General features: G+C 68.5%; 21 protein-coding genes. 11 read left to right on the top strand and 10 right to left on the bottom strand.

From position 1 onward, the window contains the following. Positions 1-98: 98 nt before the first annotated feature. Complete coding sequence (locus tag BM236_RS18775; RefSeq protein ID WP_139230154.1) at positions 99-716, bottom strand: BCD family MFS transporter; 618 nt, start codon at positions 714-716, stop codon at positions 99-101. Between the two features lie 530 nt (positions 717-1,246). On the opposite strand from BM236_RS18775, the gene BM236_RS17320 reads away from it, so the two are divergent. Next, a complete protein-coding gene (locus BM236_RS17320; protein WP_091126380.1) occupies positions 1,247-1,501 on the top strand; it encodes a hypothetical protein in 255 nt (84 codons plus the stop codon). 31 nt (positions 1,502-1,532) lie between these two features. Here the strand turns inward: BM236_RS17320 and BM236_RS18770 are convergent, their stop codons facing one another. Both BM236_RS18770 and BM236_RS18765 read right to left on the bottom strand, forming a co-directional pair. After that, positions 1,533-1,724, bottom strand: a complete 192-nt coding sequence (locus tag BM236_RS18770; RefSeq protein ID WP_139230153.1) for a hypothetical protein — start codon at positions 1,722-1,724, stop codon at positions 1,533-1,535. A gap of 46 nt (positions 1,725-1,770) precedes the next feature. After that, the gene (locus BM236_RS18765; protein ID WP_217645397.1) at positions 1,771-2,151 is read right to left on the bottom strand and encodes a DEAD/DEAH box helicase family protein; all 381 of its coding nucleotides are present in this window, start codon (positions 2,149-2,151) and stop codon (positions 1,771-1,773) included. 130 nt (positions 2,152-2,281) lie between these two features. Between BM236_RS18765 and BM236_RS17310 the strand changes: the two genes are divergently transcribed. After that, positions 2,282-2,866: a hypothetical protein gene (locus BM236_RS17310; RefSeq protein WP_091126379.1), complete on the top strand. Its 585-nt coding sequence runs from the start codon at positions 2,282-2,284 to the stop codon at positions 2,864-2,866. Between the two features lie 484 nt (positions 2,867-3,350). Here BM236_RS17310 and BM236_RS17305 read toward each other — a convergent pair whose 3' ends face one another. From BM236_RS17305 to BM236_RS17295, 3 genes are all read right to left on the bottom strand, one after another. Next, positions 3,351-5,543, bottom strand: a complete 2,193-nt coding sequence (locus BM236_RS17305; protein ID WP_175507737.1) for a HelD family protein — start codon at positions 5,541-5,543, stop codon at positions 3,351-3,353. Positions 5,544-5,685: 142 nt separating this feature from the next. Next, positions 5,686-6,942 carry a MalY/PatB family protein gene (locus BM236_RS17300; protein ID WP_217645395.1) on the bottom strand — a complete coding sequence of 419 codons (1,257 nt, stop codon included), beginning with the start codon at positions 6,940-6,942 and terminating at the stop codon, positions 5,686-5,688. Between the two features lie 650 nt (positions 6,943-7,592). Further along, positions 7,593-7,916 (bottom strand): helix-turn-helix transcriptional regulator, encoded by a 324-nt coding sequence (locus tag BM236_RS17295; RefSeq protein ID WP_091126374.1) that lies wholly within the window; start codon positions 7,914-7,916, stop codon positions 7,593-7,595. A gap of 272 nt (positions 7,917-8,188) precedes the next feature. On the opposite strand from BM236_RS17295, the gene BM236_RS17290 reads away from it, so the two are divergent. From BM236_RS17290 to BM236_RS17265, 6 genes are all read left to right on the top strand, one after another. Beyond that, positions 8,189-9,487: an alpha/beta fold hydrolase gene (locus tag BM236_RS17290; RefSeq protein WP_217645394.1), complete on the top strand. Its 1,299-nt coding sequence runs from the start codon at positions 8,189-8,191 to the stop codon at positions 9,485-9,487. A gap of 91 nt (positions 9,488-9,578) precedes the next feature. Continuing rightward, the gene (locus BM236_RS17285; RefSeq protein ID WP_091126371.1) at positions 9,579-10,547 is read left to right on the top strand and encodes an NAD(P)-dependent alcohol dehydrogenase; all 969 of its coding nucleotides are present in this window, start codon (positions 9,579-9,581) and stop codon (positions 10,545-10,547) included. A 283-nt stretch (positions 10,548-10,830) separates the two neighbouring features. Then, positions 10,831-11,205, top strand: a complete 375-nt coding sequence (locus tag BM236_RS17280; protein WP_139230152.1) for a hypothetical protein — start codon at positions 10,831-10,833, stop codon at positions 11,203-11,205. Positions 11,206-11,350: 145 nt separating this feature from the next. Beyond that, entirely contained in the window at positions 11,351-12,442 is a 1,092-nt protein-coding gene (locus BM236_RS17275) for a flavin-containing monooxygenase (protein WP_091126367.1), read from the top strand. 100 nt (positions 12,443-12,542) lie between these two features. Then, positions 12,543-14,321: a multicopper oxidase domain-containing protein gene (locus tag BM236_RS17270; RefSeq protein ID WP_091126366.1), complete on the top strand. Its 1,779-nt coding sequence runs from the start codon at positions 12,543-12,545 to the stop codon at positions 14,319-14,321. Between the two features lie 547 nt (positions 14,322-14,868). Then, complete coding sequence (locus tag BM236_RS17265) at positions 14,869-15,426, top strand: HD domain-containing protein (RefSeq protein WP_091126364.1); 558 nt, start codon at positions 14,869-14,871, stop codon at positions 15,424-15,426. Here the strand turns inward: BM236_RS17265 and BM236_RS17260 are convergent. Both BM236_RS17260 and BM236_RS17255 read right to left on the bottom strand, forming a co-directional pair. Continuing rightward, the gene (locus BM236_RS17260) at positions 15,398-15,865 is read right to left on the bottom strand and encodes an NUDIX domain-containing protein (RefSeq protein ID WP_091126363.1); all 468 of its coding nucleotides are present in this window, start codon (positions 15,863-15,865) and stop codon (positions 15,398-15,400) included. The genes BM236_RS17265 and BM236_RS17260 overlap by 29 nt on opposite strands. Positions 15,866-15,879: 14 nt before the next feature. Beyond that, positions 15,880-16,632, bottom strand: coding sequence for a helix-turn-helix domain-containing protein (locus tag BM236_RS17255; protein WP_139230151.1), 753 nt, complete (start codon positions 16,630-16,632; stop codon positions 15,880-15,882). 118 nt (positions 16,633-16,750) lie between these two features. On the opposite strand from BM236_RS17255, the gene BM236_RS17250 reads away from it, so the two are divergent. Further along, positions 16,751-16,948, top strand: coding sequence for a helix-turn-helix transcriptional regulator (locus BM236_RS17250; RefSeq protein ID WP_245750407.1), 198 nt, complete (start codon positions 16,751-16,753; stop codon positions 16,946-16,948). Further along, entirely contained in the window at positions 16,945-18,330 is a 1,386-nt protein-coding gene (locus BM236_RS17245; protein WP_091126357.1) for a tyrosine-type recombinase/integrase, read from the top strand. The genes BM236_RS17250 and BM236_RS17245 overlap by 4 nt, the downstream gene beginning before the upstream one ends. 514 nt (positions 18,331-18,844) lie before the next feature. On the opposite strand, the gene BM236_RS17240 is transcribed toward BM236_RS17245, so the two are convergent. Both BM236_RS17240 and BM236_RS17235 read right to left on the bottom strand, forming a co-directional pair. After that, entirely contained in the window at positions 18,845-19,705 is an 861-nt protein-coding gene (locus tag BM236_RS17240) for a phosphotransferase family protein (protein ID WP_245750406.1), read from the bottom strand. Between the two features lie 513 nt (positions 19,706-20,218). Next, complete coding sequence (locus BM236_RS17235) at positions 20,219-20,476, bottom strand: PspC domain-containing protein (RefSeq protein WP_091126356.1); 258 nt, start codon at positions 20,474-20,476, stop codon at positions 20,219-20,221. A 1,000-nt stretch (positions 20,477-21,476) separates the two neighbouring features. Between BM236_RS17235 and BM236_RS17225 the strand changes: the two genes are divergently transcribed. Continuing rightward, on the top strand, positions 21,477-21,787 hold a 311-nt coding region (locus BM236_RS17225), incomplete at its 3' end, for a transposase (RefSeq protein ID WP_139230150.1).

The raw sequence follows: 21,787 nt of genomic DNA, 5'->3' as shown, positions 1-21,787 counted from the left end.
TCAGCAGCGGCCACGGCGTGTGCGCGATGAGTGCTGCACTCCGCCGCGGTTGCGCATCCGAAGATCAACGGATCCGTGGCGAACGCTTGACCAGACGCTCATGCACGTCCTCCAGTGAGCGCTGAATTCCCGCAACGACTAGGTGCCACACCGTCACTCCGCCAACGGCCATCAGCACCGCAAGAATGAAGCGAAGCGACCAGATCCACTGATGTAAGAGCAGCACCTTCCTCGCCCAAGCTGTCCGCCCCGGCGTCATGCCCTGAGATCGCTGCGAGCCGCTCGCGGGCGTACCGCAGCCGTGTGGCTCCGATCCATGCCCTGCTGTCCCGGAAGATCTCATCACCCATGGCCCCGATGCCGGCGCCCACGAGCGCAAAGGCAACGAGGCTCAGGATGTCGCCGATCCAGTGCGTCGACCCTCCTGCCCGGATGACAGCGTTCCCTGCGCCGATCAGAACGATGCCGGTGACGATCGCACCGGCTCGGATGAGGAGCCAGCGCCAGCGGCTTGACGACTGATGGCGTCGCGCAAGGTAGATCGTTGCGCGCGCCTCGGCCTGACGGCGCATCTCGACCTTCAGAACGGGGTCGTTCAGCTTCTCGGATAGATCGAGCTCGTGCCCGACCACTCGTCGTTGAAGTGCCGCCTGACCACCCGATGCCCACAGCGCACTGAACACCGCTGTGCCGAGTCCGATCCATGCAGAGTCCACGCTCGGCTCACCATCCGCTCGAAGTCGGTTTGTATGAGCACCGACATCACGGCCGGGATCCTGTCGCACGCCACCGACATTCCTGTCTGGTTACTCCTCCCGGGTCGGTGTGTTCCAGCGTCGATGCTGCGCCGGCCTACTGGTCAACACCACCCCCTTGAATGCTCATCTCGCGTCCCCGGTAACGGACTTCGAGGATGCTCGGTATCTCCAGGAACGGCCGCTCCCACCGACAACGGGGTTTGAGCGCCGCGGCGCCGAAATAGGAGTTATGAGCGATGGGCACGACTCGGGCCAGGGCCGAGCGGCGCACCAGGCCGCGCGCTCGATCGGCGCGGGCCGCCGCTGAGGTCGGTCGACTCACCCTCGCAGGTGCTCGAAGTCAAACACCGAGCCGCCCTTGTCGATGCAGTCGATGAGCACGCGCATCGGCAGCGGTGGACGCAAGGCGCACGACACGTGCACCGTCCGCCCGCACTGACACAAACCGGTCCACGGTGGGGGCCGAACCACGGAATGGAGAGCGAGACATGAAGGAAGCGATAGTGATGAGTCGCCAGATTGGGCTCTTCGTCGGCGCCCCCGTCGTCTCGCTTGTGCACCTGCCTGGCCTGGCCCAGGTCGTCTGCTGGCTCTCGACGGTCGCAGCGGCCGTCTACATGCACATCCGGTCGTGTGAACGCGACGAGCGAATCGCTGCGATCCGGGCCGATGCCAAGGCCGTGGCGACGGAACGCACGCACGAGCCAAAGAGGAGGAGAAGGAAGACGAATCGAGAGACATGAGCGGCAGGGTGCGTCAGACCTCGAATCCGCGTCATTGGGGCACTCGACTGTGGAGCTTCGTGCCCTCGAGCGAGTCACCGGTGAGCTCGACTGGCTTCTCGCGGCCGCGGGGCGCCCAGGCGGTGGCCTGGCCCTCGCCGGTGATGTAGCCGCCGGCGTTGGTGCCGGAGAGGCCGTCACATCCCCCACCGTCATTGAGACGACGGCAACGAGCAGCCGGCATGGAAGGAGGCGAAGCATCCGAGCGGTGTGGGCTGAATCAATTGACCTCAGCCGCGCCGGACCTTCGGGCCGAGCGATGCTCGGGGCGAGTCGATCACCGTTGCCGAGACTGGACCGGTCCCTGCGACATCGACCAGGGAGGAGGTGTCGTAGGAGTCGGGATCGAGCACGACCACGTGAACGAACGCACCTGCCCTGACCCATCGTTGATTGCCGATGCCGGCTGTCTCGAACATCTCCGCTGTCTGGCGCACCAGGTCCTTGCGGTCGGCGCTCACGATTACGGTCGGGACGCCGGCGTACATCTCAAGCACAGCGCCATCGCGCAGCAGGCGGGCCGCCGCGAAGGCCATCAGCTCGGTCTTGCCGGGGCCCTGGTGGTGCCAGATCAGACCGCCGGGGCCGTCGGCGCGGACCTTCGCGTGGATGGGGAGCGCAGCTTCCTACTGCGGGTAACGCGGCAGAAACGAGTCGAGCCAGCGAGCCAGGTGATGCCCAATGTCGGGGTACCGGCGGCGCCCTCGCTAGATTGGCCGCCGCTGATAGGAGGCGGCGGTCATGGCAGACACTTCTAACCCGGCCGTATGGAGCCTCGCGGGCAGCGCTCTGACCGGCGTCGTCACACTCGTGGGGATCGGCTTGACGCAGCGCGGGTCAAGCGCACGGGACTTGTCGCAGCGAGCCTGGGAGAAGCGGGCCGATCTGTACCTGGATCTCGTTCAATGGTCGATGCGAGCGAGGGACGCGGTGCACGGACCCGACAACAGCCTGAACCTCACCATCTCGGTGGCTGAGGTGGAAGCCATCGACATGGCAACCGAGATGTTCGCGCGGGTTCAGGCGTTCGCATCCGACCGCGTGCGCAACGCCATGGGAGCCGCGCGGGCTGCCCTCTTCATGCTCAAGGTCACGATCGCCGAGCCCGATCCCACGGACGATGACCTGCTAGAGGCGACTTCCAACGCGAGCAGTCGCCTTCATGCACTGACCACCACCATCAGGTCGGAGCTTGCGAAGTACACCCGGAAGCCCCCGATCCGTGAGCGCCTCCAGACTCTCGGGTGGCGCCTCCATCGGCGCTGGCTCCGCTGGAGAAATCGCCGCCGGGCCAGGCGACTCCGCGGACCCTCAGCTCCGAACTGAGAGCCTCGGTTCGCTCAGAAAGTGTTCCGGGCGTCACGGCGTGGCTTCTTCAGGCGCTTTCGGCACGAGGGTCGACATGACTGCCACCTGGTCGGCCTCGTGGCCTGCGAGGCTCTTCATCCGGGATCGGCTCTGGGCACTGCGCAACCACGCCCTGACGCCTTCTGGAGACACGGCTTCACCGGTGAGCACAGCCCGACCGACGACCCGGACGGCTGGCTGCCGAACAGCAACGCGGCCGGCGCGGCCACGCTCCGCTTCCGCGTGGAGACCCTCCTCGCCCTTGCCAAGCAGTACGACGAGCTCGTCGCTGAGGGCTCGGAGATACCTGACGACCTACTTCGCCCAGTTCCGGTCGTCCCAGGGGACCCGGCGGCTCGAGATCCCACGTGCCGCGAGCGCTTCGTCGAGCGCGCGGGATCCGGGTTCGCCCTAAGGCCAGTCCGCTCCCGTGACCAGCAGGACCTGCGGGCGGCGGGGCTGGTCATGGCGTGTATGCAGCCGCGCACGGCGTGGCGCGTCGGACGAGGACGAGGCGTTGGGTGGCGCGGGTGAGGGTCACGTATAGGTCGCCGGACCCGAGCCGGTCGACGATGTCGTCGGAGTCGAGAACGACGACGGTGTCGAACTCCAGCCCCTTGGCCTCCACCGGCGTCACCACGGTCACGTCCGCCGGCAGTTCCTTCGCGAGGGCCCCGGGCTCGCCGGTCACGACGGCGAGGGTGCCTTGGCAGGCGTCGAGCTCCTCGACGACCAGGGCCGGCAGGTCGGTGTCCGCGATCTCGACCTCGCTGATGGTGCCACCCCAGCGGGCCGAGTCGACGGCTGTAATGTCAACACCTACCTCGCGGAGGCGGTGGCGTGCGAACTCGAGGTGTTCGCCCGGGTTTCGGTAGTTCACCGTCAACGTCTCCTCGCGCCAGCTGGACAGGTGGGGGCCGAGAACGTCGGCCCACGTCCGTGGCCGTGCTGCCACGCCGGAGCGCTGGTCGAGGTCCCCGACGATGGTCAATGACCGCGACGGGCAGCGTCGCAGCACCATTCGCCATTGCATGGGGGTGAGGTCTTGGGCCTCGTCGACGATGACGTGCCCGTAAGCCCACGACGGGTCTGCGGCGGCCCGTTCGGCCAGTGGCCGGTGGTCGACCAGGTGGTCGTCCACGCCGTAGCGGCGTGCGAGCTCGTCCGGGCTGAGGGTCTCGGCCATGCCGAAGGCCCGCAGGGTGTCGCTCGCGAACCGGACCGCCTCGTGCTGCGCGGCCGCCTGGGCCGCGGCCGTGGCCCGGTCCGCGGCGCCCCGCGGCGGCGGTCCGAGAAGGGCCGCGAGCTCGTCGAGCAGCGCGATGTCCTCGCGCGTCCACGCAGCGTCACGCCGTCGTGCCAGCATCGCCCGGTCGGCGGGACGCCAGTCCGGCGCCGCGGCGCGCAGCTGGTCCTCGTCGGCGAAGAGGTCCCGCAGCACCTTCTCGGGGGTCAGCGGCATCCACCGCAGGTTGACTTCGCGGCGCACGTCGACGCTTCGGTGCAGGGCGGCCAGGGCCTGCGTGCGTGAAGTGCCCCCGTCGACCTCGTCAATCAGCTCCTTGGCCAGCCCGTCGGCCAGCGCGCTGCTGAGCCGCTGGGTCGGGTCGTTATCAGGGTTGGGAGTGGGTTCGGAGTGGCTGGGACCTCCCGACGTCGCGGAGAGGAACTGGTCGAGAAGGTCCTCGAGCACGACCTCGGTGTAGGTGTCGCGCGCTTGGTTGTGCGGCTCTCCGCTGGCGCGGGCCGCGTCCCGCGCTCGCCGCACGATCTCGGGGCGCAGGACGACCTCGACGTCCTCGATGAGCAGCGTGACCGGTTCGGCCAGCAGGCGTTGCCGGTCGCTGACGGCACGCCGCAGCAGCTCAACCATGCGCAGGTCGCCCTTCAGCCGCGCTACCAATGGGTACTCGACAGCGAGCACCGCCTCGTCGACCGGGTACAGGTCGGTGGCTTGCGCGAGGACGACGTCGGTCTCGCCGAGCGCGGGCAGGACCTGCTCGATGTAGCGCAGGAAGCCGGCGTTCGGGCCGACGACGAGGACACCGCCGGCCCGGCGGACGGGTTCTGTGTAGAGCAGGTATGCCGCGCGGTGCAGCGCGACGACGGTCTTCCCGGTGCCGGGTGCGCCGGTGACGACGAGCGCTCCCTTCCCGGGGGTGCGGATGATCCGGTCTTGTTCGCCCTGGAGCGTGCTGACGATGTCGCGCATCCGCCCGGTGCGAGGCGCGGCCAGGACCCGGGAGAGGAGGTCGACCGAGTCGCCGGCGCGCGCGCTCTCGGCGCCGACGCTCAACTCGGCCCCAGAGTCGTTGTCACTTGCCCCGTCCAAGGACAGCGCTTCCTCATGGACGCCGACGAGGCGCCGGCCTTCCAGGTGAAGCTGTCGGCGTCGTACCACCGAGCCAGGTGAGGCGGGGGTTGCTTGGTAGAACGCGGCGGCCGCGGGCGCGCGCCAGTCGACCAGCACCCGGCTCGCCGGGCGCAGACCGAGCCGGCCGACGTAGACCGTGGTGCCGTCGGTGAGGTCGAGACGGCCGAAAACCAGCCGCTGTTCGGCCGCGCGCAGCTGAACTAGGCGCTGGCTGAGGCGGGCGCCGTGCGCTTCGCGCTCAACCTGTGCTTGGGGCGAGAGGCGGCCCGATGACCGGAGCACGGCTGCGAGCTCCGCTTTGGCGGACTCAAGCGAGGTGTCGAGGCACCCGTAGAGGTCGGCGACAGCGGTTGCGTCTTCGGTGAACCGGTCCTCGGGACCGGAGCCGGGTCGGCGGCCTTGATGGGATGGGCACTGTTCGCGATCATCGAGAGTCATCGGTCGCCTCGCCCGGCACAGCTTCGCTGGGTGTGTAGGTGGCGAGGCGCTGGATCGCTTCTCGCAGGACGTCCGGACTGGTGCCGAAGTTGAGACGGAGATGCCCGGCACCCGGCGGACCAAAGTCGTCTCCTGAGCTCAGCGCCACCGCACAGTTGTGCAGGATGTCACCGGCCAGGTCGCCGGGCCCGGACAGCGCAGCCGCCGCGGGAACGTTGCGGAAGTCCAGCCAGGCCAGGTAGCTGGCCTGCGGCGGCCGGTAGCGGACCCGTGGGAGGTGCTCGCGCAGGAGGTTGCTGAGAAGGTATCGGTTGGCGTCCAGGACGCAGATGACGTCGTCGAGCCACTCCTCGCCGGCGGTGAACGCGGCGGTGCTGGCCAACACGCCCAGGTGCCCGGTTCGCCAGGCCAGCTCTGCGGGGAAGCGGCCGTGAATCTCCCGCGTGCGCCGGTCGGCGGTCACGATCATCGCCGCCTTCAGGCCGGCGAGGTTCCATCCCTTGCTCGCCGACTCCAAGGCAACGCCGCATCGGCGGGCCTCGGCGCTGACACTGAGGAACGGAACGAAGCTGGCGCCCGGCAGGACCAGGGGTGCGTGGATTTCGTCGCTAACGACCGTCACGCCGTGGCGCGCCGCCAGATCCGCGAGTGCGGCCAGCTCGTCGCGGGTGTGCACGGTGCCGACCGGGTTGTGGGGGTTGCACAGCATGTAGACGTCCACCCCGGCCCGGAAGGCTGCCTCGAGCGCGGGGAGGTCGAGCCGTGTTCCGGCGCAGGCTGCACCGCCGTCCGCATCGTCCTCGCGTAGGGGGACTTCGACGGTGCGGGCGCCGACCTCGCGGATCCAGCCGTAGAAGGGCGGGTAGACCGGCGGGCTGAGCGCGACCGTGCCCCTCGTGCCGTCAGCCGGGCCACTGCTCCCGCCTCCGAGCAGAACCCGCAGCGTCTCGACCATCGCGACACTGACGTCGGGTGCGAGACTGACCTGCTCGACATCGACGTCCCAGGTCCACCGTCGTGCCGCGAACGCCGCGAAAGCGGCGGGTAGCTCGCTGCGCGGAGCGGCATATCCGGTGTCGGACAGCTCGATCGCCGCGCGGAGCGTCTCCGAGATGGGGGGCGCCAGTTGGACGTCCATCTCGGCGACGAACAGCGGAAGGACCTCCGCTGGATGGGTGCGCCACTTCGCGCTTCGGCGGCGGCGAAGCTGGGTCAAGGGGGCCATCGGTGAGGTGGGGGTCATGCAAGCTCCTTGGGCGTGAGGTGGTCGGGCTCTTCATGCTCGCGGCCTACGTGCGTCGTGGCACTGGCGAAACCGCCGGGATCGAACGCCGAGAGCGTCGTCACGCCCGAGCCCGAACGTGCGTCCTGCGTGCGCTCCAAGCCAGCCCCCCGGGAAGGGCCCCAACCGTCTCCCGCTCACCCACGTCGACGACGCCGCCGCGGCCCTCACGCAGCTCGCTGGCCTACCTCGCGAGCAGGTCGCCGCCCGCACGTTCGTCGCCGCCCCCCGGACCCCTGTGGCGCAGCGGGACTTCCTCGAGCAACCACCGACGCCATCGGCGCCCCTCGCCCCTCATCTGTGCCCGCCACGCTCGCCAGGCTCGTCGCCGGGGCCGGCAACGCCGAGGTCATGACGCTTGACGCTGTCTGCGACCCCACCGCGCTCGAAGCCACCGGCTTCAAGGTTGCGAAGAGGCTCTCGGCCGTCGCGTTGTCGTAGGCCGATCCGACTCTTCCATCGACGCCAGCAGCCCCGAGTTGCGCAGCGTCTTGCCGAACTCGTGGGACGTGTGATGCGAGCCTCGGTCGGTGTGGTGGACCAGCCCTGGCGCGGGCCGCCGGGTGTGGATGGCCATGCCGATGGCATCGAGGACCGCCGGCGACGTGCGGCTAGCTCGCGTCCTCGGCCTCGGTCGCCGGCCCCTCGAGGAACGCGATGAGCGCGGCGACGGTGTGGTGCCTGTGCAGCGGATGCCGCAGCGGCAGCTCGTCGTGGACGATGTACTCGTTGCGTCGCCCGACCCGGGTCCTGGTCAGGTACCCGGCTTCCACGAGGTCGCCCACGATCGAACCGGCGGCTCGCTCGGTGATACCGACCGATGCGGCGATGTCACGCAGCCGCACCGTCGGGTCGCCCGCGATGCGCTCCAGCACGTGCGCGTGGTTGGTGAGGAACCGCCATGAAGGGTCCCCGACACCGGAATCTTGATTCATGAGTCGTAAGTCTATAGTGTGTTGTCGGTCAGCTGAGGATCTGGTTTTCGGGCATGTCGTTCCGCGGCGGGGGTCGGGAGGTTGGAGGCGGCGCTCGCCACCACACCAAACCAAAGAAGCACGCCATGGCTCTCTTCTCGCGCCAGTCGTCACCGGCCCCATCGCCAGCGCTGTCGCCTACCGCAACGCCTCCGGCTCCGGCCGCCGGTCCCGTTCCTCCGGCTACCCCTTCCGAGGGCCGCCAGGCCCGTCGGGGGCATCCTGGCTGGGTCGTGGCCGCGTCCTTGGCAACCGGGGTGCTGGCGGCGCTCCTTCTGGTCTTCGCGCCGTTCGTCGCGGTGACCTTGACCGCGATCACCGGCGCTGTCCTCTGCGGGCTCGCGATCGGGTGGGCGATGCTGCTCGGCCTCTCCTACCGGTTCACCGACCAGCCCCAACGCTGGGCCGCGGCGCCGGCGCTGTTCATGGGCGTCGGCGGGCTCCTGCTGTGGGCATTCGGCGGGTCCCAAGACGTCCTCAGATGGATCTGGCCACCCGCCCTGCTCGCCCTGGTGGTGTGGATGGCGGTCCGGGTCCAGCGCGACCTGCTCAGCCGCGCCGGGCGCGTCCAGCTGTACGCCGTGTTCATCATCCTCGCCCTGTGCGCGGTTGGCGGCGCCTGGCAGACGGTCGCCGCAGCAGGTGAGTCCAACCCGTTCCTGACGTCGGGGCAACTGGTCACTGTCGACGGCCACCAGCTGCGGCTGGAGTGCACCGGCACGGCCAGCCCGACCGTCATCCTCGAAGGTGGCGCCGGTGCCACCTCGGCCGACATGGGCTGGATAGCCCCAGCCGTCGCCAGCCAGACCCGGACCTGCGTCTACGACCGCGCCGGCCGCGGCGGCAGCCAACCCGCCGCCACCGCCCAGGACGGCGCCCAGATCGCCACCGACCTCCACACGCTGCTCCACAAGGCGAACGTCCCCGGGCCGTACGTGCTCGCCGGGCACTCCTTCGGCGGCCTATACGTCCGCATCTTCGCCGCGCACTACCCCGACGAGGTCGCCGGCCTGGCCCTGTTGGACTCCACCGCGTCCTCCCAGCCGGCCAAGTCCGTCATCCCCGCGCCGGACAGCACCTCCTCCGACACCATCGGCCGGGCCGCCACGCTGGCATCCCTGACCGTCCCGGTCGGCATCGCACGCTTGTACGGCGCCGTCATCGGCGACAGCGGCCTCCCACCCCACAACGAGGAGCAACTCACCTACGACACCACCCAGGCGAACACTGTGCGCAGCGTCGCCGACGAGTACATGCGCGGTGGCGCCGCGAGCCAGGAGGCCGCGTCCCTGCGGGACTTCGGCGACAAGCCCCTCTACGTCCTCACCGCCGGCTCCGGGAACGACCAGTCCTGGAAGGCCGATCAGAACAGGTCGACGAGCCTGTCGACCAACAGCGTCTGGCGCGTCGTCAACGGCGCCAGCCACCAGGGGCTGCTTCAGGAGAAGCAGTACGCCGCCCAGACCAGCCGGGCCGTCCTCGACGTCGTCATCGCGGTCCGCAACCACCAGCCGCTGACGGCCAGTCGCTGAGGCCGGACGCGGACAACCGGACGCGGACAACCACCTCGACCGTGCCGCGGCCGCAGGACCCGGCGGACCATCGAACAACCCGGAGGTCACCATGAAAGCCCTCACCCAAGACCGGTACGGCACCACGGGCGTGCTGAAGTTCCGCGACATCGAACAACCCCGCGCAGGTGAGGGACAGGTCCTCGTTCGCGTCCTTGCGGCCGGGATGGACCGCGGCGCGTGGCACTTCATGACCGGCGAGCCCTACCTCATGCGGATTCTCGGCTTCGGGTTCCGAGCCCCGAGCGTCGCCGTACCGGGCACCAACTTCGCCGGCGTGGTCGAGGACGTCGGCCCCGGCGTCACCCAGTTCCAGCCGGGTGATGAGGTGTACGGCGCGACCCGCGGAACCTTCGCGGACTACGCGGTGGCACCGGCCAGCAAGATCGCCCCGAAGCTCCCGCAGCTGTCCTTCGAGCAAGCCGCCGTGCTGCCCTACCCGACGTTCGTCGCCATGCAGGCGCTGCGAGACCACGGCCGGGTCCAGCCAGGTCAGCGGGTCCTCGTCGTCGGCGCGTCCGGCGCCGTCGGCACGATCGCGGTCCAGCTCGCGGTCGCGTTCGGGGCCACGGTGACGGGCGTGTGCAGCGGCGAGCATGCCGGCCTGGTGCGCTCGCTCGGCGCCGACGATGTCATCGACTACCGGACGCAGGACTTCGCCGACGGCTCACGCCACTTCGACCTGATCCTCGACATTGGTGGTCGGACCTCGGTGGCCCGGCTCCGCCGCGCCCTCACCGGGACCGGAACCCTCGTCATCCTCGGCGGTGAGGGCGACCGCTGGATCGGCGGCATCCAACGGCAGCTGTGGGCAGCCGTCTCGACGCGATTCCTGCCGCAGAAGCTCGTCGCGTTCGTTGTGAAGGAGAACGCTGATGAGCTGCTGAGGATGAACGAGCTGGTCGCCGCCGGAAAAGTTGCTCCTGTCGTCGGGCGAACCTTCGCGCTGGCCGACGGCGCCGCGGCCGTCGAAGCCTTCGAGAAGGGCGACACACAGGGCCGCATCGTCATCACGCCCTGACTGTCACCGGTGTGTCCCCCGGCTGCCGCGCGACGGGATGGCGGGGTCGGGGGTAGCCACAGTGAGCGCCGCCGCGCTCGAGCGGCGCTTCTGCTGTACTCCACCTGGCGATGCGTGGCCCGAATGCGCGATGCGTCCCGCCTCGGGTTCGTGCGAGCGTTGACAGAGCAGGGCCGCCCACGAGTCACGCGGAGGTGTGATGGCAGCGGATGCTGAGCGGCAGGCACCACGTCGGGCCGGTGACAGCCTGCGAGCCCTGTGTGTTCCTCTGCTCTGGGGCGCCGTGGTCGGCATTGTGCAGTCGGCGTCCCCCTTCGCCCTGTGGTGGCTGACACCGGCCACCGTCTACGCCCTGGGGCTAGCGTTCATCGCAGCGATCTACATCGGTTTCAGCGTCTCGGACGGCCGAGCGCATGTCATCGCAGTCGAGTGCGTCGTCGCCGGCGTCTTCGTCGTCATCGCCGCCGTCGGGGTCACCGGCTCGGCGTGGCTGCTCGTGGCCGGGCTGGCCGGCCACGGGGTGAAGGACTGGGTGCAGCACCGCACCGGGTACGTGGCGAACATGCGGTGGTGGCCGCCGTTCTGCGCAGCCGTGGACTTCGTCGTGTCGGGGCTCCTGGCCGTCGTCATCCTGACGGGCGCGAACCTGCACGGATGAACCCCGGCGGTCGGCAACCACGTCTGACTATTCGCCGACCGGATCACGCGACCGATGTCGAGGGCCAATCGCCCGAGATTGGTGATGCGCGCGCGGATCGAGCGGCGTGTCATGGAGGGAACGCGGACGGTTCCGGGGGTGCCCGATGTCGGTACGGCATGAGGTGATCGTGGTGGGCGGCGGCCAGGCTGGCCTGGCCATGGGCTACTTCCTGGCCCGTCACAAGCAGGACTTCGCGATCCTCGAGGCGGCCCACGAGCCGGCCGCCGCGTGGCGGGACCGGTGGGAGTCACTGAAGCTATTCACTTCAGCTCGCTACGACTCGCTACCAGGACGTCCGTTCCCCGGTGACCCGAACCGGTATCCGACCCGTGACGAGGTCGTGGACTACCTGGGCGACTACGCCGCCCACTTCGAGCTCCCGGTCGAGCTGGACAGCCCCGTGCGTGCGCTGCGACGAAACGACCGATTCCTCCTCGACGTCGGCGAGCGCTCCTACGAGGCGGACCAGGTAGTCGTCGCGACCGGACCGTTCCAGACGCCTCGAATCCCGTCGTGCGCCGGACGGCTGGGCGCGGAGGTCACCCAGCTGCACAGCAGCTCCTACCGCAACCCGGACACCATTGCGCCTGGTCGCGTGTTGGTCGTCGGCGGCGGGAACAGCGGCTACCAGATCGCCGCCGACCTGGCCGACACCCACGAGGTAGACCTGGCGATCGGGTCGCGGCAGTTGCCGCTCCCGCAACGGATCCTCGGGCGGGACCTCTTCTGGTACCTCGACGCGATCGGTGCGCTGCGGCTCACCAAGGATTCACGCCTGGGCCGTCGCCTCGCCGCTCGCGAGGACACCTTGATCGGCTCCTCGCCGCGGCAGTTGCGTCGCCAGCACGCGGTCACGCTGCACGGTCGCGTCACCGACGCCGACGGCAGGGTCGTCCGGTTCGCTGACGGCTCGTCGGTGGAGGTGAGCACGGTCATCTGGGCGACCGGGTTCCGCGTGGACCTGTCGTGGATCGACCTGCCCGTCCTCGACGGTGAGGGCCGCCTGATCCACAACCGAGGGGTCAGCCGGGAACCTGGCCTGTACTTCCTCGGGCAGGTCTGGCAGCACACCCGCGGTTCCGCGCTCCTGGGGTGGGTCAAGGACGACGCGGAGTACATCGCCCAACACATCGGCGACTTCCGGGCCGGGCAGTCCGCGCGCGGCGCCCGGCCGCACCCCAGCCACCCTCGCTGAGTGAGCCCCGGCGCCCACCCCCCGATCACCGGCCGATCACCGGCCGATCACCGGCCGATCACCGAAGCAACGGACGCGAGCAACGGACGGAGCACAGAACATGCCTACTAACCCCCAGCACTTCACCACCGACGTCACCGACCTACCGCCGGCCAAGCCCACCGCCGTGGTCGAGCTCTCTGACGGTGATCGGTACGAGCTGAGGATCGCCCCCGTCGCCAAGCGCGTCGGCGACACCGTGGTCAGAATGTTGGCGTACAACGGCTCCATCCCCGGCCCCATCCTTCGGGTCCGCCAGGGCGCGCAGGTCTCGGTCGAGATCGAGAACGAGGGCGACCTGGAGAACACCGTTCACTGGCACGGCCTGCGCCTGGACAACCGCTACGACGGCACGCACGAGACCCAGCCACCCATCCAGGTTGGGGACCGTTTCACGGCCCTGATCAGGTGCCCCGATCCGGGCGCCTACTGGTTCCACCCGCACATCCGCTCCGACTACGGCATCGAGATGGGGTTGTACGGCGGCATCGTCGTTGAACCCGACGACCCCGGCTACTGGCCTGCGGTGCATGAGGAACTGTTCCTGACCCTCGACGACCTGCTACTCGAAGAGGGCAAGGTCGCGCCGTTCAACCGGGAGGAGACGACCCATGCCGCCATGGGGCGCTTCGGGAACGTCATCATGGTGAACGGGGAGACCGACCTCGCCTTGTCCACGAACCGGGGCGAGGTGCTGCGCCTCTACCTGTTGAACACCGCCAACACCCGTGTCTTCAACGTCGGGCTTCCGGGGGCGCGGATGAAGCTGGTCGGCGGGGACAGCGGCCACGTCGAGCACGAGGAGTGGGTCGAGGAGGTCGTGCTCGCGCCCTCGGAGCGGGTCGTCGTCGACGTGATGTTCGAGGCGGCCGGCGAGTTTGCACTACAGCACCGCACCCCGGACCGGACCTACCCGCTCGCCGCCATCACTGTCCTCGAGGAGCCGGCCGAACCGTCTCTCGCCGACAGCTATGCGGAGCTGCGCACGAACCTGGACATGGCGGGCGAACGGACCCGCATCCAGCCGTACCTCGAGGCGCCGCCGGACAAGACGCTCTCCTTCCTCGCCGAGATGAACTTCCCCGACCCCGAGGGAGGCGCCCCAGCGTTCTACGCCTGCCCGATGCACCCCGAGGTGGTCAGCGCGAGCCCCGCCCACTGCCCGCAGTGTGGCATGAAGCTCATCGCGGTCGCAGCCGTGACGACCTATGTGTGTCCGATGCATCCCGAGGTGGTCAGCGACGAGCCTGGACACTGCCCGAAGTGCGCGATGAAGCTGCTTCCCAGCGTGCTGGTCGACAGCGCTGCCAGCGCCGGCCACGAGCATCCCGGCAACGGCGACGGACACCAGATGCACGACGCGCCAACAGGCCACGAACACGGAACGCACGGCGAGCATGCCAGCCACGGAACCTCCGAAGGTCACGGATCCTCCGGCGGCATCGAGTGGGAAGACGACATGGTCGAGGTGAACCGCATGACCACCCCGGCGAACTTCCAGTGGAAACTCGTCGACCAGGACACCCAGGCCGTGAACGGCACGATCGATTGGCAGTTCCGGGTCGGGGACCAGGTCAAGATCCGGCTTGTCAACGAGATGGCCGGGGACCATCCCATGCACCACCCGTTCCACATCCACGGCGCCGGCCGCTTCCTAGTGCTCAGCCGCGACGGCGACGTCGAGCCCAATCTCGTCTGGAAGGACACCGTCCTGCTGCGCACCGGCGAGACGGTCGACATCTTGTTGGACGTCACCGAGCCCGGCACCTGGATGGCGCACTGCCACATCGCCGAACACCACGAGACCGGGATGATGTTCAACTTCACGGTGGCCGAATGACGACCACCCGCACGCGCCGCCGCCTCGTACGCCACGGTCGGCGTGTACAGACCGCAGATCCCGACGGACGCCAGGCGAGCCCAGGCCCTAGGCCCTCCTGACCAAGGTGAGCTCCTCCTCGGCAACGTGAACGCGCCAGGCTTTGCAGCCGGCGCCGCCAGAGGCGACCGCCCCATCGGCCTGGCCCGCTCACAGGTGCGGGCCTTCGATGACGACGACCGTGAGATCACCGTAGACACGGCGAGCTCGGCGTGCGAGGCCTGCGCGAACGTGATTGCTACGGACATGGCCGTCCTCAGTGGCCTTGGAACCCACCTAGAACCCTCTGCTGACCGGCAGAGCGGGTCACTGGGCAGCAAGAGGTCGGGCCTTCTCCACAGTGGCGCGGCACCCGGAGACGGCCCCCGGGACAGCACCCTGTCTACAGGGTGCAAGAGGTGTAGGTCGTTCTCGCCTCCGACTCGACACGAGGAGCGACGTCCTCTACGGCCGGTAGAACAACAACTCCAGTCTGCGGCGCAACGCGAGCGCGGGCTACGGTGTCGAGATGGGTTCGCAGATGGACTGGGCTCTTGCTCAGGTGGATCTGCGCCTCCGTCCTCTCGGTCGCAGGCATACCCATTCGCGCGCCGTGGGACGGCGCGCCGCTGCGATCGGCCCAGCCGTCGTCGGCGATCAAGCGCCGACGCTCGTCCTCGCCGCACTCCTTCACGACATCGGCTACGCCCCTGAGCTGGCGGCAACCGGCTTCCATCCGCTCGACGGTGCGAGGTTCGTTCGCGACGAGGGACGCCCTGACGTTGCGTCGCTCATCGCTCACCACACAGGCGCCCGCAACGAGGCGCGGCTACGTGGCGTCGCCGAACTCGATGACGAGTTCCCGTTCGAGGACTCGCTCATCCAGCGGGCGCTCACCTTCTGCGACCTGACCACGACTCCCGACGGCCGACCCACCAACGTCAGCGACCGCGTCGTTGAGATCGTGCGACGCTACGGAGACGACCACGTCGTCAGTCAGGGCGTCCAGGCGGGCCTAGTCGAGTTCCTCGGGATCGAGCGCGAGATCGACACGATCCTCAGCGGATCACCGGCGTCGATCCGCTGAGGTAGTCGGTGACGCGCAGCCGGATGCTGTCCACCATCGGGAGGTCGGGGACGTCCGCGGGATCGAAGAAACGCACCTCGAACGACTCGTCGCTGACCGCCACCTTGCCGCCGACGACCCGGCATTCAAAGCAGATCGAGAACTCCTGACGGACCTCCCCGTCGTCGTACGCGAAGACGTGCTTCGGGTCGCTGTAGATGCCGACGATCCCCGTGGCCTCGACGTCGAGGCCCGTCTCTTCTTGGACCTCCCGGATCACGCACTCGGCGAGCGACTCCCCCAGCTCCATGACGCCGCCGGGCAAGGCCCACTTGCCATTGTCGCTGCGCCGGTGAAGCAGGATCCGTCCGGAGTCATCGACGACGACCGCCGAGGCGGCCGGGACCAGAGAGTTGGCGGCCGGAGCGTCCGGGTCGTCGTAGTAGTCGACACGTCCCATCGCAGCTCCATCCCTCAGTCCGGCGTACGACGATCCTCCTCCATCGGCTTCGCATCGGACCAGACCGCCTCGAAGTGTGAGGCGAACCGGGAGAACAGTCCGTTCGACATCAGCCGGCGCATGTGCAGAAGCGGCGCGGAATGACCGGGCGTCGCGTAGAGGTGTGGCGTCAGGAGCATCTCGTCGTCGAACCGGAAGATCGAGTTGTACAGCGGCGCGTCCTGGAACCGGAACTCGGCGCCACGCTCGATCAAGGGCGCGAAAGCGTCGAGCGCGCTCTTGATCCGGACCTTGACCGTGATCGCCAGATGCTCCTCGTCGTCGCGCCATTGGACGTGCGGCGAAGAGGGATCGGCAAGCGCGGCCCTGATCCGGCAACCGTCGTCGATCTTCTGGCCGAGCAGGTCAACGAGGCCAGGGTGCTGCTGCGGAAGGAAGTAGAGCGTGAACCCCAAGAGGTCGATCTGGCGCTCGGCGCGGACGAAGAACTCCCACCACCGCTTGAGATCCAACTCGGAGCGATACGCGTACGCCGCCACCAGCTCCGCGGCAACGCTTGTCGAAGGATCCAGCCGCCGGACGCCCGGCCATAGGAACTCCTCGTCTTCTTCGAGCAGTTCGGCGATCACGAAACGGCTGCGTGGGTGCGGCACACGCCCTTTGAGCCAGCGCTGCACCGTCTTCGGATCGACGCCGGTGCGGTCCGCAACCACCTCGTTGGTCAGGCCAGCACGGGCCAGGCCCGCTTGAAGTCGCTCGTTGCTCATGCCCATCACCCCCGAGGGACGCCAGAGCGATTCGGTAGACGTCCTGAACGTCCCACCGGTGCGGTTCCGCGGTCAATCAACGGTGTGGATAACTGAAGCATCGGGAGAGGAGTCGGCTGTGAGTACACCCGTTGCACGCAGGCACATGACGATCTCCGACCTGTGCGGAGAGCTCGGCATCGCCCGCTCGACGTTCTACGACTGGCGCGCCAAGGGCCGCGCGCCTCGGTGCATCAAGCTCCCGAACGGCGACCTCCGGATCCGGCGGACCGAGTACGAGCGGTGGCTCGCCGAGCTCGAGGGTGCCGGCTCGTGACAGGCGACCACTCCTTCGACGTGCGGGTCTACAAGCCGTACGTCTACAAGGGAAAGCGCGGCAACACCTATCGGGTCCGCTGGAAAGTTGGCGATCAGCCGTGGGCACGGACGTTCTCGAAGTCGGCGCAGGCAGACGCCTTCCGCAGTGAGCTGATGTCGGCTGCACGACGCGGCGAGCCCTTCCACCCTGCCACGGGTGAGCCCGCCTCCTGGCTGCGCGGGAGGCTGCAGAGCTTGAGCTGGTACGACTTCGCCTGTCAGTACGTCGACATGAAGTGGAAGAACGCCTCCGCGAAGTACCGGCAAGACATCGCGCGCGCATTGGTGGCGGCGACTCCCCCTTTGATCGTCGGCGCGCCGCCGGCCAGCGATCGCGAGATGCGGTCAGCGATGAACCTGTGGGGGTTCAACGCCAAGCGACGCGACGACGCACCCGCGGAGGTCGCGGAACGGTTGCGCTGGCTATCAACCAACACACGCCCCCTCAGCGATCTGCTGCTTCCCGGCGTCGCCCGAAAGGTGCTCGATGCCGCCACCTCCCGGCTCGACGGCGTGCGCGCGGCTCCTGACACCGTTCGCAAGCACCGGATGCTGCTCGCGAACGCGATGGACTACGCCATCGAGCTCGGACTTCTCGACAGCAACCCGATCCGGGCCGTGAAGTGGCGCACCCTCACTGCGTCGACGACAACCCGAGAAGTTGACCGCCGGAGCGTCGTCAACCACCGCCAGGCCCGCGTGCTCCTCAACGCGGTTGGGGAGCAGAAGCCGAGCGGCCCCCGACTGGTCGCCTTCTTCGGCCTGATGTACTACTCCGCCCTCCGCCCCGAGGAAGCCGTCAGCATTACCCGCGACGACATCAACCTTCCTCCCATCGACGAGCCGGAAGGGTGGGGTGAGCTCCATCTGACGGCGGCAAGCCCGTACGCCGGCCGCCACTGGACCGACGACGGTTCGCTGCGGGAGACGCGCGCACTCAAGCACCGGCTCGAGGGTGACTACCGCAGCGTTCCGATTCCGCCACCCCTCGTCCCGCTCTTGCGGTCGCACCTGACGAACTTTCCACCACGGGCTGACGGCCGAATCTTCTACGGGGTTAACGCCGACCTCTTGCCGTCAAAGACCTACATGAAGGCGTGGCGGGCCGCCCGCAAGTCAGCCCTGACTCCACAAGTGGAGATGACGGCTCTCGCCCGCCGGCCGTACGACTTGCGCCACGCTGCCGTCTCGACGTGGCTGAACGCCGGTGTGCCTGCTCCGCAAGTAGCCGAGTGGGCGGGCCACGGCGTCGACGTACTTCTCAAGGTCTACGCCAAGTGCATCGAGGGCCAGGAAGCCGTGGCGAAGCAGCGGATCAGCGCGGCGCTCGCTGAGAGTTGAGAACACCGCTGCGATTCACAAACGACCGGCGCGGATGGCGCATCGGTGGCGTTGTGACGCATATTCGGGTGCAGCAGATGGCGAGAAGCTCGGTAAGCCACTGAACCCATGAAACGCTGGCTCGGATCCGTGGCTGGGACGTCGTTGGCGTCCGGGCCGCGGGGGCGGCGACTCTTCACGCTGCGGCACGGACTGCCACCGCGCCTACGGAACCCTCCCGAGGAGCCGCCCGATCCCTTCACGGAGTGATGGCGCTCGCTCTCTTCAGGGTCCGCGCCGATAGAGCCACCTCGCGAATCTCCTCAACTAGACGGCGTAGACACGCCGAATAGACACATGAGCGGACTGAGCGGGTCGCCGACCCGGTGTCGCGCGTCGCGGCAGGATCACCCGGGGAGGCGGTCCCGGTGCAAGGTCGGGAGCGCGTTCGTGACGGACCTCGTCCCCGAGTCCGGCTCACGGAGACATCCCCAGTAAGCGGTCTAGCAAGCCGCCGGACGCGTACCCGCATTCCTCACATGTCCAGCTCGGCCAACACCGCGGCGATCATCCGATGCCCTTGCTCCTCGAAAGCCGCATCGCCGACCTTGTAGGCCCACGCCGCCGTGCCCACCGCGTCGCGGACCCGTAACCGCATCCAGGCCTCCGGCTCCCGTGGATCGGCGCCATACCCCTCCAGGAAGGCGGCCTCAAGGGACGGATCCTTCCGAAACTGCTGAGCGACAAGCCGCCCGAGGTCCGTGTGCGCCGGACGCAGGTCGGCCCGCCCGAAGTCGATTACACCCACCACGCCGTCGTGGACGACCCAGTTGCGTGGCTGCCAATCGCCGTGGGTGGGAACCAGCAAGGAGCGCGGCGTCGGCCACCGCTCGACCAGCGCGGTCAACGCGGACACCGCTGTGGCGTCGATCCGATGGTCGGCGGCGAGCCACGCGAGTGTCTCGGCCTTCTGGCGACCTTCGAACTGACCGTCGTCCTGGACACTCGACTGCCCGTGAAACAAGGCCAGCAGCGCACCGGCCTGGTGATAGATCCCAGGATCGACCTCGGACCGATCGGCCTGCACCAGCCGGCCCGGCAGCCAACGGGTGACGAGCAACTTCGCATCAGCGTCAGCGGCCACCATTGCGGGTGCGCGCCCGCGGGACGTCCACGGCCGCAACCAGCGCCGGTGCGCTTCGATCTCGCGCGCGATGTGGTGGTCGGCCTCGTCACCGGCTTTCGCAACGTAGGCCGACCCGTCCGACGCCCGGAGTTCGAGAACCCTAGTCCCGACGAGCCCCCAGCTGTGGTCGCGGACCGGCTCGGCGTCGGGCAGCCACGATCGCAGCAGAGCCTGCTGCCGGGCAGTGAGCGAGTCGGTCAGCCGCGGCACGTGCCTCAGCGTAGGCCAGCCAGACGCAACAGGTGCTCAGCGGGCACAGCCAGACAGCCGAGTCCTGATCACCGCTCAGTCTCGGGTCCGTCCGTGCCGACAACGTTGGCGAAGGTATTTCGTGCGCGCGCAACGAATAGGCGCGGCTGCTCGTGCGACCGCAGTGGTGTGGTGCGGCTGTGACGCGGCTGCCGCATCCGGAGTGGGGGACCATCCTGTGCGAGCACGGCCTCGCGGGAAGTTGTGTGGGCGGGGTGTCTGTCCAATGGGAGGCGACCAGCCCCATGTCGGCGCCTCCCTGGTCCGCTTCGTCTTCTTCCGCTCGATGGCGGGCTCCGACGCCGACCGTCGAGCTCCCGCCAGGAACCTGGCGGTGCCCTCGGGGCTGAGGCGCGATCGAAAGCGCGTGTGGGCGGCTGCACGCTACCAATCGGTGAAGTGGCCCTCACCGTGCTGGTAAGGGCCACTCCTGAATTTCGCAGTCATGCCAGCGAGGCATCGGCTGATAGGCCGTCAGCTGGGTTGTGCGGGTGTGGCGTTCGGGACCTGGTAGCCCGCTGCCTCCTCGGTCGGCATCAGGATCCAGAGGATCGGATAGAGCAGGATCTGGCTGCCCGGGATGATCAGGAGGACAAGCAGGAAGAGGAGCCTGGCCGTCCAAGGCCCGATGCCCAGTCGCCGCCCAAGTCCTGCGCAGACACCGCCGAGGATCCGCTGCTCTGAAGATCGGGTCAGGCCTTGCTGTGCGAACCGGCGTCGGATGTCGTCCATGGTCGTGCACTCCTTGGTACGTGATGTCGGGAACTGACACCTCAACTGTGACGAACGGCAGAGCGGCGCACATCAGGCGCATCCCTGGGCCGCCCCTGAGCGTGGCCTCTCACGGGCACCGGGGCCTTCAGGGTCACCGTCGCGGCAGACCCTCAGCATCGCGCGACGGGGCACCAGGACCGGCGACCTGCACACGCCGTCTCAGCGGGAACTGGATCGTCCGCGCCACGCGCCCCAGCTCGGGGGCGCCTCGTGGCTCCGGCCGTCGCAGGGCATCCGGTAGCACCATGCGCCTTGTCGCGGCGGTGCGACGCACCAGGTCTGCCGTCGAAAGCAGCGCATTTGCGAGTCCGCCGGCCCCGATGGACTCGTCGCCGCGGGACTGGGCGTTGAGACGATAACGGGTTGTGCCCGGACCCCTCTCAAACGTAGGACGGAGATCTCACCCGCTCGCCTGCGGACGACGATGCGGGGCGGCCCCTCCGCAACGACCAGTTCGACAAGCCGAATAGTCCGTACCAGATCGAGTGCGCCGACCTGGATGCGTGGATCGAGCCGAGGGCGGCCTAGCCCCAGCCGCCGGTGGACATCAGAGGTGAGCCGGTATGACACACACTTGCGGCCGAGCGGAGCGCGCCCTGTCGGCCGCGCGTCCTACCTCCTTGGACGGTTGGCCCATTGCAGCAGAGAGGCGAACCATCCAGGACGCCGGGTGCACCCATGGATCACGGCTTGCTCGTCCTCGAAGCAGTTGATCACCGGGTGTGGGAAGTGGAAGAACTGTGATCGATCGAAGATGCCTTCCGCCTGCCATTCGTAGCGGACCCCGATGGAGCCCACGTAGGCAGCCATGATCCACGTGGTGACGCGGTTGATGTCCCGGTCGGTTGCTGCGAAATCTGGACTGATTGAGAGTCCGGAGCCGAAACGCTTGTGGACGGTGTCGGTGGTTATCAACCCCATGAATCGCGCTGGGTTTCGTTCCGCTTGATGAGTCAGGATGGGAACGATGGCCAGGTATACGAACGAGATGCGTGAGCGGGCGGTCCGGATGGTCGCCGAGGTCCGCCCGGAGCACCCGCACGAGACGGCCGCGCTGCGGCACGTCGCGGGGTTGTTGGGGATGAACGTCGAGACCCTGCGGCTGTGGGTCCACCGCGCGCAGGTCGATGCCGGAGTCCGGCCCGGGACGACCTCGGAGGAGGCTGAGGAGATCAAGCGCCTCAAGCGTGAGGTTGCCGAGCTTCGCAGGGCGAACGAGATCTTGAAGTCCGCCTCAGTGTTTTTCGCCAAGGAGCTCGACCGTCCCAC

The organism is Nocardioides terrae (genome assembly GCF_900112345.1).
In the GTDB taxonomy this organism is placed as follows: domain Bacteria; phylum Actinomycetota; class Actinomycetes; order Propionibacteriales; family Nocardioidaceae; genus Nocardioides; species Nocardioides terrae.
Note: the sequence above shows the minus strand (reverse complement) of the source record. Positions and strands in the feature narration are given on the sequence as shown.